This window comes from Bacillus sp. SG20033, assembly GCF_044570195.1.
GTDB classification, from domain to species: Bacteria; Bacillota; Bacilli; order Bacillales; family Bacillaceae; genus Bacillus; species Bacillus subtilis.
The window spans coordinates 3,439,313-3,454,510 of the sequence record NZ_CP172606.1 but is presented as its reverse complement, the minus strand read 5'-3'; the positions used below and the strand labels follow the sequence as shown (position 1 = coordinate 3,454,510).

Genomic DNA, 15,198 nt, shown 5'->3' with positions numbered 1-15,198 from the left:
CATCCGAAACACGGATGCGTTTTTTTATACTACAGAGAACGGATAATGCCGCCTTCCACACGCTGTGCCGTGCCGTTAATGGCGGATGCGGCGTCAGACGCGAGGAATACGATTGTGTTAGCGACTTCTTCTGCTGTCGCGTATCGCTGAATAAGTGAGGTTGGCTCATTGACCTTGAAATAGTCTTTGATAAATGAATCTGTATCCTGGCCGGCTGCTTGTGCGGCACCTTCCATATAGGATGCCACGCCCTCTGTCCAAGTAGGTCCCGGGAGCACTGAGTTAACCGTCACATTTGTGCCTTTTGTCATTTCAGCCATTCCTCTTGAAAGGCTGATCAGCGCCGTTTTTGTCATTGAGTATGGAATCATCGTTGGCAGCGGTTTGACGCCTGCTTCACTTGCAATATTTAAAATGCGGCCGCTGTTTTTGGCAAGCATTTTTGGAAGGAAGTGACGGCTTGTCCGAACGGCGCTCATCACGTTCACTTCGAAATATTGATTCCACTCTTCATCTGTCACATCGGCAAAGTCTTTTACCTCGAAGAAACCAAGGTTGTTGACAAGGATATCAATATCACCGATTTCATTTACTTTCTCGATAAAAGCCGCTGCTTCATCTGTTTTTGACAAATCGGCAGCAGCACCGTGCACTGTTCCATAGCCAGAAAGCTCTTCAATGGTGCGATCGACAGTCTCCTGTTTGCGTCCGTTGACAATGACTGCCGCACCCTCTTGCAGAAAGCTTTTTGCGGCGGCTTTCCCGATACCGGACGTCGAGCCGGTGATTAAGACGAGTTTGTCTTTTAGCTGTAAATCCATAAGAATCATTCCTTTTGATTGATGATGGTATTAAGTATACAAGATCAAATTTAGTGTTTACGAGGATTTTGCTCCCATACACAATATGGGGAAAAGTCATTCAGGACACATATACAAGCCTGTCAGTCATATAGTATAATTACTCCGAAAAAAGGATACGAATGTCAAATAGGTGCCGGTCCGTGAACAACAGCCGGCTTAAAAGGGAAACCGGTAAAAGCCGGTGCGGTCCCGCCACTGTAATTGGCCAAGCGCCAAGAGCCAGGATACCTGCCTGTTTGATCAGCACGAATTCTGCGAGGACAGATGATGTGTAAACAATAGGCTTTTTTGTGTTGTTTACAGCATCTTTACCGTCGTAGAGATGCTTTTTTAGTTCGTTTAGGAGGAAAAAATTATGAAAAAACGAGCCGGGATATGGACTGCGCTCCTGTTGGCTGTTGTTATGCTGGCAGGCTGCGGCAATCCTGCGGATCAGAAGGATTCAAAGGCAAAACAAAAAACAGAAGCGTTTCCTGTCACCATTGATGATGCGTCAAATCAAGATGTAACCATCAAAAAAGAGCCAAAAAAGATTGTTTCATTAATGCCGAGCAACACAGAAATTACATACGCACTCGGCCTTGGTGACAAAGTGGTCGGTGTCACCACAAACGATACCTATCCAAAGGAAGTCAAAAAGGTTGAGAAAGTCGGAGATATGAATGTAAACGTTGAAAAAGTCATTTCTCTAAAACCAGATCTCGTTCTGGCCCATGAGTCTTCCATGTCAGCATCAGCGGATGCCATCAAACAGCTGAAGGACGCGGGCATTACAGTGCTGACTGTCAATGATGCACAATCATTCTCCGAGGTGTACAAATCAATCGAAATGATCGGAGAAGCTGCCGGGGCGGAGAAAAAAGCTGATCAGCTCGTGAAAAGCATGAAATCAGATCTAAAGGATATTCAAGAAAAAGCGAAAACCATTTCAAAAGACGAGGAGAAAAGCGTATTTATCGAGGTTTCTCCTGATCCTGACATTTATACAACCGGAAAAGATACGTTTATGAATGAAATGCTGAATGTCATCCATGCTAAAAACGCAGCTGCGGATCAGACAGGATGGGTGCAAATGACAGATGAGGCGATCGTAAAACTCAATCCTGATGCAATTGTTACAACGGACGGTGTGAAAGCGAAAGCTGTGGAAAAACGCGATGGCTGGAGCGAAATCAATGCTGTGAAACATCATCGTGTATATGATGTGGACCCTGATCTTGTGACACGTTCCGGTCCCCGTCTGATCGAAGGGGTCGAAGAACTTGCGGAAAGCATTTACCCGGATACGTTTAAGGAATAATCGTTATGCCGCATATATCATTGGTTTCTCATTTTTAGCCGTGAGCATCATCTTAGGAATTTCTTGCGGCAGCCTGCATATTCCTATTCCCGCTGTTTTTCGTGTCTTTTGGCATCAAGGCTTCGGCGGCTCTATTGGTTCTGATGATCCGATGTACACTAATATTATGATGAATATCAGACTGCCGAGAGTTGTGCTGGCCGCCCTTGTGGGGGCGGCTCTTTCTATTGCAGGGGCCGCTTTTCAAGGATTGTTGAAAAATCCACTTGCTGATCCCTATACGCTAGGTGTGTCATCCGGTGCTTCAGTCGGAGCTGTTGTGACTCTGTTCTTAGGTCTGCACCTTCCTGTCATCGGAGGGTTTACACTCCCGGTTGTGAGTGTAGCCGCGGCACTTGCCACGATGGCGGCGGTCCTTTTTTTCAGCCGCCTCGTTCATGCTTCGATGTCTGTTTCCACCCTCATTTTGACCGGTGTCATCACCAACTCTTTTTTGGGCGCATTTATTTCTCTTATCATCGCCTTGACAGGAGACAACCTGCTTCCGATTGTGCATTGGCTGCTTGGCAGCGTCTCAATGAGGGGCTGGAGCTATGTTATTTTGTTTCTCCCGTTTTTTCTTTTGGGAACCATTTTATTGATTATAAACGGAAGGGAACTGAACGTGATGACATATGGAGAAGATAAAGCAAAGCTTCTTGGAGTCAGCGTTCAGCAGAGGAAGATGATGATTCTAATAGCCGGATCTCTTTTGACGGGAAGCGCTGTGGCAGTATCGGGCACGATTGGCTTTGTCGGCCTTGTGATTCCGCATATCACAAGGCTTTTGTGGGGAACGGACCATCGGCATTTACTGCCGCTGTCCGCCTTGCTCGGGGCAGGATTTCTCGTTTTAGCCGACCTGCTTTCCAGAACGATCATTGAGCCGATTGAACTGCCGATCGGGATCATTACGTCCTTGGCGGGAGCGCCTGTGTTCGCTCTTATTTTAATTCGGCAGCACCGCGGGAGGAGAAGCTTATGATGAAGGCAGAAGGGCTGTCGGGAGGATACGGCGACAGCCGCCTAATCAACAATGTCAGCTTAACAGTGGAGAAGGGAGAATTTCTCGGAATTCTTGGCCCTAATGGAAGCGGAAAAACCACGCTTTTGCACTTGTTGACAGGTACGCTGCCGGCCAAGGAAGGTAGCGTTTATCTGGCCGGAAAACTGCTGGCGGACTATAAACCGAAGGAACTGGCGCAAATCATGGCCGTCCTGCCGCAAAAAACGAATCAAGCCTTCACCTTTACCGTCGAAGAAACTGTAGCCTTTGGCAGATATCCATTCCAAACGGGGCTGTTCAGACAGCAGACTGAAAAGGATGAAGCCATTGTACAGGAAGCAATGGAGCAAACAGGAGTGGCCGATTTTGCGCAAAAGCCGATTCGTGAACTAAGCGGAGGGGAACAGCAGCGGGTGTATTTGGCACAAGCTTTGGCGCAGCAGCCGCGTATTTTATTTTTGGACGAGCCGACTAATTTTCTCGATCTGGCTTATCAAAAAGACCTGCTTGATCTGATCAAACGCCTGACGAGAGAAAGCGGATTGGCAGCTGTCAGCGTTTTTCATGATCTGAACACCGCAAGCCTGTACTGTGATGAGCTCATGTTTATGAAAAACGGTGCCGCTGGTCCTAAGCAAAAACCGGAATATGCTGTCACAGAACAAAGCATAAAGGCGGTGTACGATACAGATGTCACCGCCTTGGTACATCAAAGCTCACCTAAACCGATGATTGTGATTCAGCCTGAAAAAGATAGCGCGAAGCGGCAGTCTATCCCATTTGAAGCATTGCTCCAAGCGGGGCGTGATAACATTCTTCTGCAAACGGAAATCCCGCTTCGAACATTGTCCTCGACGCCTATCGGCGCAGGGTTTTCGTGGAGCAGGACGCTGATCCATAAACGGCTGCCAGATCAGCCAGATCCGATAGAAGGACTTACGGCCTGTCTTTCAGAAAGCGGTTTTCAACTGCAGGAGACGTGTGCGATGGCTTCTTCAGAAAGACTTGACCGTTTCGTGTATCGAACGTATGAAGACAGAGAGTTATCCGTTTTCATATGCGTTCAGACCGGCTTTTCGATTTGGATTTTGATAAACGGCTATGCGGCAGATCAATTCTTCATCAAAGCTCTTATGGCTGCCGAAGCAGAACGGACGAAAGTGCTGGGAGACGGAGGAGGCACAGGTGATATTCTCATCGCCGCGACTCAAACTCAGCAATCCGAAAACATAGAACATCGGCTGAACCAATTGATAAAGAAAGGGACAGCTGAATGTGTAAAAGAGGCTGCTGAGTTGTTTGAATAAGTCTGTAAAGGAGATTCAGGGTATGAAACTATACACAAAAACAGGCGATAAGGGACAAACGGGCTTAGTCGGGGGCAGAACGGACAAGGACAGCCTACGCGTCGAAAGCTACGGCACGATTGACGAGCTTAACAGCTTTATCGGGCTTACTTTGGCAGAGCTTTCCGGGCAGCCCGGCTTTGAAGATCTGACAGCCGAGCTGCTGACCATCCAGCATGAGCTGTTTGACTGCGGAGGCGATCTGGCAATCGTCACAGAAAGAAAAGACTACAAACTAACGGAAGAATCTGTTTCCTTTTTAGAAACGCGCATTGATGCCTATACAGCAGAAGCGCCGGAACTGAAGAAATTTATTCTTCCAGGCGGATCAAAGTGTGCTTCGCTTCTCCATATCGCCCGCACCATTACAAGGAGGGCAGAACGAAGAGTGGTGGCGCTGATGAAATCGGAGGAGATTCATGAAACAGTGCTGCGTTATCTCAATCGTCTGTCCGATTATTTCTTTGCCGCCGCACGGGTTGTGAATGCAAGAAGCGGTATTGGCGATGTAGAATATGAAAGAAGTGCCATTGTGTTTCGGGACCGAGACAGCAGTGAATCATAAAAAGTGAAAACGAAAGCCGGCGTGTTCAAATACATGCTGGCTTTTTTGTTTTTCACTCTGTCAATTTCCCATTTTACGACAAAAAATGAACCTTATGAATTATTGACTGAAAAATGGAAAAATGAGATATTGTAATAAATAGATGTAAAAAATAGGCAGTGGGGGGCTCTGATGGATGGTGAAATTGATTGAAAGTGATAGCATCTGGAAGAGAAATTTCAATTATCTGTTTTTCTCAAGAATAGTCAAGATATCCGGCGATATGTTCGCATTTAATTCAATATTATGGTTTTTAATTTATGACGGCAAAGGTGCGATCGGCACTGCTTTATTGATTGCTGTCACGTTTTTGCCGGAAGCCGTTCTGGCGCCTGTGACGGGGCCTTTTATGAAACAGACCACGCTGAAATTTTGGATGTACTTTTCAGATCTGACAAGGGCGGCGATTGTTTTGATTATCCCTCTATGTCATTTTGCGGGCTTCTCTCCGCTGTGGTTTGTCATGACGCTTATGATTGTGCATTCAGCTACTGGAGCTGCCTACAATCCCGCCTCTATCGCTTTGATTCCTCAAATCGTCAATGAACAGGGCATTCAAAAAGCAAACGCTGTGCTGCAATCCTCCGCTCAAATTGTCCGGCTTGGGGCTGTCACATTATGCGGCGCTTTTCTTACATTTATCAGTCCTTCTTATACCATGCTTATCGCACTCGTGCTCTATTTGGTGTCAGGTTTTCTCGTTCTTTTTATTAAGTACACTGCGGTTGAATCTCAATCAGAGTCTGCGGTTGTTACACAGAGAGGCACATATATCGGAAGACTGAAACGCGGCTTTAGGCTCGTCAGAAAACACCAGATTTTATATCCGCTCGCCATTTACTGTATCTTTATGAATTTCGCGGCTGCCCCATGGGAAGCGCTCTCTGCCGTATACGTAGCGGAAGATTTAAACGGCCAGCCGATCGTATACTCGCTTTTAAAGGCCACCACCGCCGCGGGCGCGTTTTTATTAGGGTTTGTGCTGGCGAAAGTCAAGGTAAACAGGTACGGCTTGTTATTCGTCACTGCCGGCATTATTGAAGGATTTGCTTTCTTTATTACCGGGATGAATACCTTTTTGCCGCTCGTCTTTTTCGCTGCTTTTACCTTTGGCGCCGCAGTCAGTGCTGTTAATGTTCCTGAGTACACAATTATCCAGACGTCTGTGGACAGTGAGGATCAGCCGCAGGTTTACGCCGTTATACATATGATCTCAAATATTTCGATCCCTGCCGGAGCTGTCATTTGCGGGTATGCCGCTAATGCTTTCGGCTCAGGAACAGTGATTGCTGCCGGCGGGATTGTCGAAATTATTGCGGGTATCGGAATCTTGCTGTTTACAAAACTGGCCAAAGCAGAAAGGTCCGACCTGATTAAAGAAAGGGAAGCAAGTGTTCATCTGTAAAGGGTTTTAAAACGCCATGCCTCGTGCATGGCGTTTTTTTGTGCCAATGGGTCCGGTGCGAGATACGACTCCGGTCTTATATAAAAATCAATCTCTGATTCGTTTTGCATATCTTCCAACTTGTATAAGATGAAGACAAGGAAAACGAAAGGAGGATCTGCATGAAGATCAACAAGAAAACAATAGGCGGATTCTTATTAATTGTATTTGGGATCTCTGTCTTTTTTGGAGGAGGAAGCTTCGGCTTTATCATCCCGCTCGCCATCGGGAGCTTGATGACATACGCAGGAATCAAAAGGTTTGCCGCGGGAAAAACCATTACGGGAATCATCGTGGGCGGTATCGGGGCCATTATGCTCATCTGCTCACTTCCGTTTGTCGTCGGAATCGCATTGGCGGCCGCTATGGTTTATTACGGCTGGAAGCTGATGAAAAACGGATCAGCTGATAGCGGTGTATCATCTTTTGATCCTGAACCGGCTTCTGCTGCCTACCAATCTCACTTTGATGACGAATGGGAAGAATTTTTGAAGAAAAAATAATATCAATATATTAGGAGGAATTAGGTATGGTATTAAAAAGAATCAGAGACATGTTTGTTGCGTCAGTTCATGAAGGACTTGATAAAATGGAGAATCCAAAAGTGATGCTGAATCAATATGTACGCGATATGGAAAGCGACATCGCAAAAGCAAAGCAAACAATTGTGAAACAGCACACGATTGCCTATCAATTTAAGAAAAAATATGAAGAAGCCGCTGAAGTGGCTGGCAAACGGAAAAATCAGGCACAGCTCGCATTTGACGCAGGTGAAGAAGAACTGGCGAAAAAGGCGCTGACTGAAATGAAGTATTTAGAAGGGAAGGCGGCTGAGCATAAAGCTTCCTATGAACAGGCAAACAGTCAGCTGGCTGATCTGAAAGAGCAGCTGGCTGCACTTGAAACAAAGCTTCAGGACGTAAAGGATAAAAAACAGGCGCTGATTGCGCGGGCAAATGCGGCGAAAGCTAAAGAGCATATGAATACGACATTTGACAAAATTGACAGTGAAAGCGCGTATCGTGAATTTTTGCGTATTGAAAATCGTATTGAAGAAATGGAAATCCGCGCGAATTATTCAAAGTCAGCGGAAGCCGGCGCAGAACTTACACGTAAAGAATTCGCAGACGATGTGGAAGCGGAGATTGAAAAAATGCGGACACTTTCACTGCAAAAATCAGACCAGACACAAGCGGCAAATGAATAAGCGGAACGGGGAAGGATTTGCGGTCAAGTCCTTCCCTTCCGCACGTATCAATTCGCAAGCTTTTCCTTTATAATAGAATGAATGAGAAGGATGAAACCGAATGAAAAAAATGCTTGGCAAACTGTTGATCACTGCCGGTATTCTGGTTTTTTTCGCCGTCGTCGTAAAAGATGTGTTTGCTGCAGGCCTGAGTTTCATAAATGGCACAGAAGCCGATTCAGCCAGCGCATCGCCGCGGGACATTGACAGCATGGTCATTGAGTCGGATAGCAAGGATGTCCGGATTATAGCGGAAGAACGAAGTGACATATCGGCAGGCATTTCAGGAGACTCAGGAAAGTTATTTGTTACTGAAAACAAAAGAAAACTGGAGCTGACCGTAAAGGAAAAAGAATTTCAATTTTTGAATGGGTTTAACCGTTCAACTCTTATCGTCAGGCTTCCGTATGATTATAAAGGTGATCTGGCAGTACGAACCTCAAGCGGTGACGTGTCTGTGGCCGGGAATGACCATCTTGCGCTTTCCGGGCTGAACGCAGTATCTGCGAGCGGAAATACGAGCGTGACGGACGTCCGCATTCAAGACCTGAAAGTGAAGGCATCATCGGGGGATGTTTCCATTTCAAATACCGTCTCCAAAACAGCCGGCATTGATTTAGCTTCAGGGGACGCAAATCTGGTTCATGTATCAGGCTCTCTTGATGTGAAAATGACTTCAGGAGATTTTAATGCTGTATTGACAAAGATAACCGGCCCCGTATCTGTCACGCTGACAAGCGGTGATGCCAATCTAAGCCTTCCCAAAAACGGCAGCTTTACAGTCAAAGCGAAATCAGCGAGCGGTGACGTCAGTTCGCCGTATTCATTTGCTGACAAAGCACATAAAGAACAGCATCACATCACAGGCACGCAAGGAAGCGGCCGGCATCCAATCGACATCAAAACGGACAGCGGGGATCTAGCGATACGGTAGCACCAGGCAGAAGAAAGGAGGCGGACACCAGGAATGACAAAAAAACAGCTTCTCGGATTGATCATTGCTTTATTCGGCATCAGTATGTTTTTGCAAATTATCGGAATAGGCGATCTGCTGTTTTGGCCGCTCTTTTTTCTGATTGCCGGCTATTTCCTTAAAAAATATTCCCGTGATTGGCTTGGCTCCGTCATGTATATCTTTGCCGCGTTTCTATTTTTGAAAAACCTCTTCAGCATCACCTTTAATTTATTCGGCTATGCGTTTGCCGCATTTCTGATTTACGCCGGCTACAGGCTTGTCAAAGGGAAGCCGATATTCGAACCGAATGAGAAACAGGTCAACCTCAATAAAAAAGAACATCATGATCCGCCAAAAGATGTAAAACATCCCGACATGCGCAGCTTTTTTATCGGTGAGCTGCAAATGATGAAGCAGCCGTTTGACCTGAATGATTTAAATGTCTCTGGTTTTATCGGTGATATCAAAATCGATTTATCTAAAGCGATGATTCCTGAGGGAGAAAGTACAATCGTCATTAGCGGAGTCATTGGAAACGTTGATATTTATGTACCATCGGACCTTGAAGTGGCTGTCAGCTCAGCTGTTTTTATAGGTGACATCAATCTGATCGGCTCGAAGAAAAGCGGATTAAGCACGAAGGTATATGCCGCGTCAACCGATTTCAGCGAGTCAAAGCGCCGTGTCAAAGTGTCCGTTTCCTTATTTATCGGTGATGTGGATGTGAAGTACGTATGAGAAAAAAAATGCTTGCCAGCCTCCAATGGCGCGCCATCCGCATGACAACGGGAATCAGCCTGCTCCTTTTTGTTTGCCTGATTTCCTTTATGATGTTTTACTATCGGCTCGATCCGCTTGTTTTGCTGTCATCAAGCTGGTTCGGAATTCCGTTTATCCTGATTTTGCTTCTGATCAGCGTGACCGTCGGTTTCGCCTCAGGGTATATGTACGGCAACCGGTTGAAGACAAGGATTGATACATTAATTGAATCCATTTTAACCTTTGAAAACGGCAATTTCGCTTATCGGATACCGCCGCTCGGTGATGATGAAATCGGCCTGGCCGCCGATCAGCTGAACGAAATGGCGAAGCGCGTGGAGCTTCAAGTCGCATCCCTGCAGAAACTTTCCAATGAACGTGCGGAATGGCAGGCGCAAATGAAGAAGTCGGTTATCTCAGAAGAACGCCAGCGATTGGCTAGAGATCTTCATGATGCGGTCAGCCAGCAGCTCTTTGCCATATCGATGATGACATCAGCCGTGCTGGAACATGTCAAGGATGCTGATGATAAAACAGTCAAGCGGATCAGGATGGTCGAGCATATGGCAGGCGAAGCCCAAAATGAGATGAGGGCGCTGCTGCTCCATTTACGGCCTGTTACCCTTGAAGGAAAAGGGCTGAAGGAGGGCCTTACGGAGCTTTTGGACGAGTTCCGAAAAAAGCAGCCGATTGATATTGAGTGGGATATACAGGACACAGCGATATCCAAGGGTGTTGAAGACCATTTGTTCAGAATCGTGCAGGAGGCCCTTTCAAACGTATTTAGACATTCAAAAGCGTCAAAAGTAACCGTGATTCTGGGCATAAAGAACAGCCAGCTCCGTCTGAAGGTGATTGATAATGGAAAAGGCTTTAAAATGGACCAGGTGAAAGCCTCCTCATACGGCTTGAATTCTATGAAAGAACGTGCAAGTGAAATCGGCGGGGTCGCCGAAGTGATTTCAGTAGAAGGAAAAGGCACCCAAATCGAAGTGAAGGTCCCGATTTTTCCGGAAGAAAAAGGAGAGAACGAACGTGATTCGAGTATTATTGATTGATGATCATGAAATGGTCAGAATGGGGCTCGCGGCTTTTTTGGAGGCGCAGCCCGATATTGAAGTCATCGGCGAAGCATCGGACGGCAGCGAAGGTGTTCGGCTTGCTGCGGAACTATTTCCTGATGTCATTTTAATGGATCTGGTCATGGAGGGTATGGATGGCATCGAAGCTACAAAGCAAATTTGCCGGGAGCTTTCCGACCCGAAAATTATTGTGCTCACTAGCTTCATTGATGATGACAAAGTGTACCCGGTTATTGAAGCTGGCGCGCTCAGCTATCTGTTGAAAACCTCAAAAGCGGCAGAAATCGCCGATGCCATCCGCGCCGCAAGCAAGGGAGAGCCGAAGCTGGAGTCAAAAGTGGCGGGAAAAGTATTATCCAGGCTGCGCCACTCAGGTGAAAACGCGCTCCCGCATGAATCGCTAACGAAACGGGAGCTCGAAATACTCTGCCTAATCGCAGAAGGAAAAACAAACAAAGAAATAGGCGAGGAACTGTTTATTACAATTAAAACAGTCAAAACGCATATTACGAATATTTTATCAAAGCTGGATGTCAGTGACCGGACGCAGGCGGCGGTGTATGCGCATCGAAATCATCTCGTCAAATAGGCGGCTCCTATTTGTTTGCGCCTTTCGTTCCGAAGTCTCTGACAATCACATTGACCCGGTAGTCTATTTCCGCATTGCTGAAATAATCATCATCCCATTTTCTTGCGATCTTTTTCCACTTTTGAGGATAATGAATTCTGACTTGGTTTCCCAATCCAGTCACATCCGCTTTGATCTCTTTCTGCAGCTTCTCTGTAATAAATGTCGTTACTGTTTTGTGTACTTGTTTTTCGACTGTCTTTTCAATGCTTTTAATATATGAATCCTTAAACGAATCTTCACTTGGATTCCAGTCCTCAGATAGACGACCTTCAATAGTGCGGGTGACGGTGAATTTGAACTTTCCGTCCTTATAGGCCGTCTTGATCTTCCGATTGCTCGAATATACTTCATAAGAAAAGAGATGGCCATCGTGCTTCATCTCAATGACGCCTCCCTCGACAGTGCCAGAAAATAAGTTAATATTTTGAACCTCAATCGGGGTGAGATTCCGGTGCCATAATTTATTTTTGATGATAGAGGCTCCGTTTATCGCGAGCTTGCCGTTTTCCTTACCGACATGAGGGATGAGGAATGAATCGTCAGAGGTTAAGTGTTCTGAGATCTCCCCCAGTGTAACTGGCTCCATCATTCTGATCGTCACTTTATTATTCTCTGTCAGATCATATATCACGTTGGATGCGGGCTCGTCTTCATCATTCATTTTAAATATATCCTTAGTTCGGCCGTTGGTGATAAAGACGTAGGAACTCCTCCTTGTTCCGTTGTCTCTGACAAACTGGTTAATGATCGCGTCCATTCCAATTTGATCCGCAATCACGCTTTTGGAAAGCAGAATGAGACGCAAATGCTGTGAAAACGTAGGATTATGCTTTAATGCAGAGGTTCTCATCATTTGATGGACAGTTTCACCCTTTGTGATAGAAAGCTGTGTCGGATCAGATGAAGAGCCCTCCTTGGCGCTGATTTTTTTCGGCACGAGAATTTGCTGTGTCAGCTCTAAATTTTCATCGTCAGGCTTGTCTAGCCCTACTCCGATCACTAAGCTTAATTCCTCGATATTCTCACTGTCCCAGCATCCGGACAGCAATAGGGTGCATATAAACATACATAAAATCCGGATTTTCATTTTGCTGTAATCCTCCTCTTGAGAGCTACAATGAAAAAGAGAATGAAGGGAAGCAGAAACAGGGAGACAAAAATATAGCCAAGATAATCGCTATACACCATGACTTGATTGGCGTCATCCGGCCAGAGAGAAAAATAAAAGACCGTTATGCCGATAATCACCATGCTTGTTTTAGTCGATAATCCGAATGTCTTCTTTAGCCCGTTAGCGGCAAAGTATCCGTAAATGACAAATGTGGTGAAAAACTGGATGATCCAGACCACCAGTAAAAACGATTCAAACCGTTCAATAAATATGCCTTTAAGCTCAAAGGACTGAAAGAGAGAAATAGTCGGCCAAATCAGCGTTTTTACCTCGGGAGCGGTCAAAGCTCCGACAACGATAATATACGTAAGGATATATAAGATAATCGGAATCAGAAATCCTAGAGACGCATATCTAAACGTGTATTTCTTTTTCTTCATATGTTCAGGAAGAAACAGCATCACTTCCATTCCTAAAAAAGAGATGGAAACGACGGTAAGGGAGTTTGCAATGGGTCCAAGGCCTTCGCCTAAAACAGGACGCAAATTATTAATATCAAAAATTTTAAAACTGATCCCAAACACAACCAGCAAAATAATAATGGTTACCGTTAAATAAAAGGGAAACAGCCGCGACACATCACTTAAACCCCCGACGATTAAATAAATACCGCAGCAAATAAACGTTAAAATGATGACTTGAATTGGGGTTCTCTCCAGCAGGAAAAACTTCACCATTTCAGCCATTGCCCGTGTCTCGAAGCTGGCTACGCCGAGGAAATAGCCGCAGATCAAAAGGCCGATGATGCTGCCGATCCATTTCCCAAGCCCTTCCTTCAAATATTCAAAGAGTGAAGGGTATTGATGTTTTTTCTGAATGAGCGTGTTTAAATAAATGAAGAAAATAAAAATGAAACCTTCTAATATCAGCGTGATCCAGCCGTCAGGCGTATTAGCCTTAGTGGTCAGCGCTCGCGGCAATGTTAAAAGTCCGGCCCCAAGCATTGTATTTGCAACAATAGAAATACCTTGAAAGGTATTAAGTTTCAGTGGAGTCTGTTTTTGGCTCATTTGGATTATTCGCCTCTTTTGGTTTGTTTTTAATTGGGAGACGGATAATGGAGTCATCCGTATTTTTCAGGCTAAAGAATCCGTTTGGCGAAAAATACGGAGACCCAAAGCTCGTTTGTCTCGTTAAGTGCGTATAAACGACAAGCATAAATAAAATAATGCCGTACAGCCCTAAAATAGCGGCGGAAAACATCGAAATAAAACGCAGCACCCGGAAAGACAGACCCATTCCGTATTGAGGAACGGTAAAGGATGCCAGGGCAATGACACTGACAACAATGACCATAATCGAACTGACGAGATTCGCTTCTACAGCAGCCTGTCCGATTACTACGCCCCCAACGAGGCCGATCGTCTGTCCGAGCGGATTGGGGAGTCGCAGTCCGGCTTCCCTTAGCAGCTCGATGGTGACTTCCATCAGCAGGGCTTCAAATATCGGAGGGAACGGCACGTTTTCCCTGTTCGCCGAAATCGTGACGGCGAGTGCGGTCGGCAGCAGCCCCTGATGGAAGGAAACGAGTGCAATATAAATCGATGACAAAAACAATGTGATGAAGATAGAAGCAAAGCGCAGCGACCGGATAAGAGATGCTGAAATCCAGCGTTCATAGTAGTCATCCGGGGATTGCATCAGGATGCCGAGAGAAACCGGCACCAGCAGCACAAATGGTGAACTGTCGACCAAAATTGCCACACGGCCGTTAAACAGGGCTGAAGATACTTTGTCAGGTCTTTCCGTATTTTGAATCTGCGGAAATGGTGAATATTTATTATCTTCAATGAGTTCCTCGAGCGTTCCGCTGTCCTGGATATCTTCCAGCTGGATATTTTTAAGCCGCGCCTTCACTTCTTTTATGACGGACTTTTTTGCTTTACCTTCAATGTACATAATGGCTGCAGGCTTCAGCTTGTTTTCGCCGATCATGATTTTTTTAGTGATCAATTTCGGATGAGAGGTTCTTTGTCTAATCAGAGCGAGATTTGTATCGAGATCCTCTACAAACGCTACTTTTGGGCCGCGAACCACTTTTTCAGTTGTCGGCTCTGTCAGGCTTCTTGTTTTTTTCTTTCCTGTGGTCAGAATATAGGCTTTATCCAATCCGTTGATAAACACAGCACAATTGCCGTTGAGAATCGATTCAATCGTTTTTTTTGCGGTTTCAACAGGTCTTGCGTCAAGCTGGTCAAGGCGTTTTTTGACCTGGTCAAGCGTTAAGGTCTCCTCATCTTTAATCAAAGTTTTAATGGCTTCTGACACCTTATTCTCATCAGTCATTTCACTGAAATAGAGATAGTAAAAAACCAGTCCGTTCGCAAGCATTTTTTTGTTTTTCACCAGATCATCGTTTTCTTTTAATTTTGGCAGCACCAATGCTAAATTATCGTGTATATATTCCTTAAACTCTGTTTGTTCCAATGAGGTCACCTCTTATCCAAAACCTTAGTAGAGGTTATCTTTTCCTGTTAAAAAAATGATATACTGTGTTAGAGTATTTCATGGAATAAGTTTTTTTATGAAAGCGGAGGATACGAAGTGGCACAGGTAAGGCTAGCTGGAAAACAAGAAGAAATTGAACAGCTCATTAGATCATTTGAAAAGCATTATGATGTCTCTTATACATCAAAGGAGTACGGAAGGACGAATCCAAAATACAAATATTCAAAGGATTCCCGCGTATATCTTGAATTAAAATTAAAATCTGCCAAGATCGAAAAATAAAAAGGATTTTTTGTGTCATTGG

16 protein-coding genes and 1 riboswitch are annotated in these 15,198 nt (G+C 45.2%); of the genes, 12 read left to right on the top strand and 4 right to left on the bottom strand.

All coding sequences use genetic code 11. The features are described 5' to 3' along the window. Positions 1–29: 29 nt before the first annotated feature. Entirely contained in the window at positions 30–821 is a 792-nt protein-coding gene (locus ACFVP7_RS18270; RefSeq protein ID WP_003228495.1) for an SDR family NAD(P)-dependent oxidoreductase, read from the bottom strand. 153 nt (positions 822–974) lie between these two features. After that, positions 975–1,114: riboswitch (cobalamin riboswitch) on the top strand. Positions 1,115–1,218: 104 nt separating this feature from the next. Between ACFVP7_RS18270 and ACFVP7_RS18265 the strand changes: the two genes are divergently transcribed. The 11 genes from ACFVP7_RS18265 to liaR all read left to right on the top strand — a co-directional run bounded on the left by ACFVP7_RS18265 (position 1,219) and on the right by liaR (position 11,233). Next, a complete protein-coding gene (locus tag ACFVP7_RS18265) occupies positions 1,219–2,163 on the top strand; it encodes an ABC transporter substrate-binding protein (protein ID WP_041850549.1) in 945 nt (314 codons plus the stop codon). Further along, the gene (locus ACFVP7_RS18260) at positions 2,126–3,187 is read left to right on the top strand and encodes an iron ABC transporter permease (protein ID WP_019712959.1); all 1,062 of its coding nucleotides are present in this window, start codon (positions 2,126–2,128) and stop codon (positions 3,185–3,187) included. The genes ACFVP7_RS18265 and ACFVP7_RS18260 overlap by 38 nt, the downstream gene beginning before the upstream one ends. Continuing rightward, entirely contained in the window at positions 3,187–4,515 is a 1,329-nt protein-coding gene (locus ACFVP7_RS18255; RefSeq protein ID WP_396583271.1) for an ATP-binding cassette domain-containing protein, read from the top strand. The genes ACFVP7_RS18260 and ACFVP7_RS18255 overlap by 1 nt, the downstream gene beginning before the upstream one ends. Positions 4,516–4,537: 22 nt before the next feature. Further along, entirely contained in the window at positions 4,538–5,119 is a 582-nt protein-coding gene (locus ACFVP7_RS18250; RefSeq protein WP_396582661.1) for a cob(I)yrinic acid a,c-diamide adenosyltransferase, read from the top strand. 175 nt (positions 5,120–5,294) lie between these two features. After that, positions 5,295–6,563, top strand: coding sequence for an MFS transporter (locus ACFVP7_RS18245; protein WP_038427906.1), 1,269 nt, complete (start codon positions 5,295–5,297; stop codon positions 6,561–6,563). Positions 6,564–6,724: 161 nt separating this feature from the next. Next, complete coding sequence (liaI, locus tag ACFVP7_RS18240; protein WP_003228504.1) at positions 6,725–7,105, top strand: cell envelope stress-induced membrane anchor protein LiaI; 381 nt, start codon at positions 6,725–6,727, stop codon at positions 7,103–7,105. A 26-nt stretch (positions 7,106–7,131) separates the two neighbouring features. Then, entirely contained in the window at positions 7,132–7,809 is a 678-nt protein-coding gene (gene liaH, locus ACFVP7_RS18235) for a stress responsive protein LiaH (protein WP_015714684.1), read from the top strand. A gap of 100 nt (positions 7,810–7,909) precedes the next feature. Next, on the top strand, positions 7,910–8,782 hold the full coding sequence (locus ACFVP7_RS18230; RefSeq protein WP_396582658.1) for a DUF4097 domain-containing protein: 873 nt from the start codon (positions 7,910–7,912) through the stop codon (positions 8,780–8,782). 33 nt (positions 8,783–8,815) lie between these two features. Continuing rightward, positions 8,816–9,541, top strand: coding sequence for a LiaRS two-component regulatory system accessory protein LiaF (liaF, locus tag ACFVP7_RS18225; RefSeq protein ID WP_003228510.1), 726 nt, complete (start codon positions 8,816–8,818; stop codon positions 9,539–9,541). Continuing rightward, positions 9,538–10,620 (top strand): two-component system sensor histidine kinase LiaS, encoded by a 1,083-nt coding sequence (liaS, locus tag ACFVP7_RS18220; RefSeq protein ID WP_003244464.1) that lies wholly within the window; start codon positions 9,538–9,540, stop codon positions 10,618–10,620. The genes liaF and liaS overlap by 4 nt, the downstream gene beginning before the upstream one ends. Next, a complete protein-coding gene (liaR, locus tag ACFVP7_RS18215) occupies positions 10,598–11,233 on the top strand; it encodes a two-component system response regulator LiaR (RefSeq protein WP_396582655.1) in 636 nt (211 codons plus the stop codon). Before liaS ends, liaR begins: the two co-directional genes overlap by 23 nt. A gap of 7 nt (positions 11,234–11,240) precedes the next feature. Here liaR and gerAC read toward each other — a convergent pair whose 3' ends face one another. Genes gerAC through gerAA form a run of 3 tightly spaced genes read right to left on the bottom strand, consistent with a single transcriptional unit; the run spans position 11,241 to position 14,873 of the window. Further along, on the bottom strand, positions 11,241–12,362 hold the full coding sequence (gene gerAC, locus ACFVP7_RS18210) for a spore germination receptor protein GerAC (RefSeq protein WP_342412310.1): 1,122 nt from the start codon (positions 12,360–12,362) through the stop codon (positions 11,241–11,243). After that, positions 12,359–13,456, bottom strand: coding sequence for a spore germination receptor protein GerAB (gerAB, locus tag ACFVP7_RS18205; RefSeq protein WP_021480573.1), 1,098 nt, complete (start codon positions 13,454–13,456; stop codon positions 12,359–12,361). The genes gerAC and gerAB overlap by 4 nt, the downstream gene beginning before the upstream one ends. Then, positions 13,425–14,873 (bottom strand): spore germination receptor protein GerAA, encoded by a 1,449-nt coding sequence (gene gerAA / locus ACFVP7_RS18200; protein WP_021480572.1) that lies wholly within the window; start codon positions 14,871–14,873, stop codon positions 13,425–13,427. Before gerAA ends, gerAB begins: the two co-directional genes overlap by 32 nt. Before the next feature lie 117 nt (positions 14,874–14,990). Here gerAA and ACFVP7_RS18195 point away from each other — a divergent pair, with 117 nt between their 5' ends. Further along, the gene (locus ACFVP7_RS18195) at positions 14,991–15,176 is read left to right on the top strand and encodes a YvzF family protein (RefSeq protein ID WP_003221676.1); all 186 of its coding nucleotides are present in this window, start codon (positions 14,991–14,993) and stop codon (positions 15,174–15,176) included. Positions 15,177–15,198: the final 22 nt, after the last annotated feature.

What these genes read in the sequence shown, in the direction of transcription:
- ACFVP7_RS18270 (WP_003228495.1), bottom strand. Translation starts at nt 821, where the DNA reads ATGGATTTACAGCTAAAAGACAAACTCGTCTTAATCACCGGCTCGACG.
- ACFVP7_RS18265 (WP_041850549.1), top strand. Translation starts at nt 1,219, where the DNA reads ATGAAAAAACGAGCCGGGATATGGACTGCGCTCCTGTTGGCTGTTGTT.
- ACFVP7_RS18255 (WP_396583271.1), top strand. Translation starts at nt 3,187, where the DNA reads ATGAAGGCAGAAGGGCTGTCGGGAGGATACGGCGACAGCCGCCTAATC.
- ACFVP7_RS18250 (WP_396582661.1), top strand. Translation starts at nt 4,538, where the DNA reads ATGAAACTATACACAAAAACAGGCGATAAGGGACAAACGGGCTTAGTC.
- ACFVP7_RS18245 (WP_038427906.1), top strand. Translation starts at nt 5,295, where the DNA reads ATGGTGAAATTGATTGAAAGTGATAGCATCTGGAAGAGAAATTTCAAT.
- liaI (WP_003228504.1), top strand. Translation starts at nt 6,725, where the DNA reads ATGAAGATCAACAAGAAAACAATAGGCGGATTCTTATTAATTGTATTT.
- liaH (WP_015714684.1), top strand. Translation starts at nt 7,132, where the DNA reads ATGGTATTAAAAAGAATCAGAGACATGTTTGTTGCGTCAGTTCATGAA.
- ACFVP7_RS18230 (WP_396582658.1), top strand. Translation starts at nt 7,910, where the DNA reads ATGAAAAAAATGCTTGGCAAACTGTTGATCACTGCCGGTATTCTGGTT.
- liaF (WP_003228510.1), top strand. Translation starts at nt 8,816, where the DNA reads ATGACAAAAAAACAGCTTCTCGGATTGATCATTGCTTTATTCGGCATC.
- liaS (WP_003244464.1), top strand. Translation starts at nt 9,538, where the DNA reads ATGAGAAAAAAAATGCTTGCCAGCCTCCAATGGCGCGCCATCCGCATG.
- gerAC (WP_342412310.1), bottom strand. Translation starts at nt 12,362, where the DNA reads ATGAAAATCCGGATTTTATGTATGTTTATATGCACCCTATTGCTGTCC.
- gerAB (WP_021480573.1), bottom strand. Translation starts at nt 13,456, where the DNA reads ATGAGCCAAAAACAGACTCCACTGAAACTTAATACCTTTCAAGGTATT.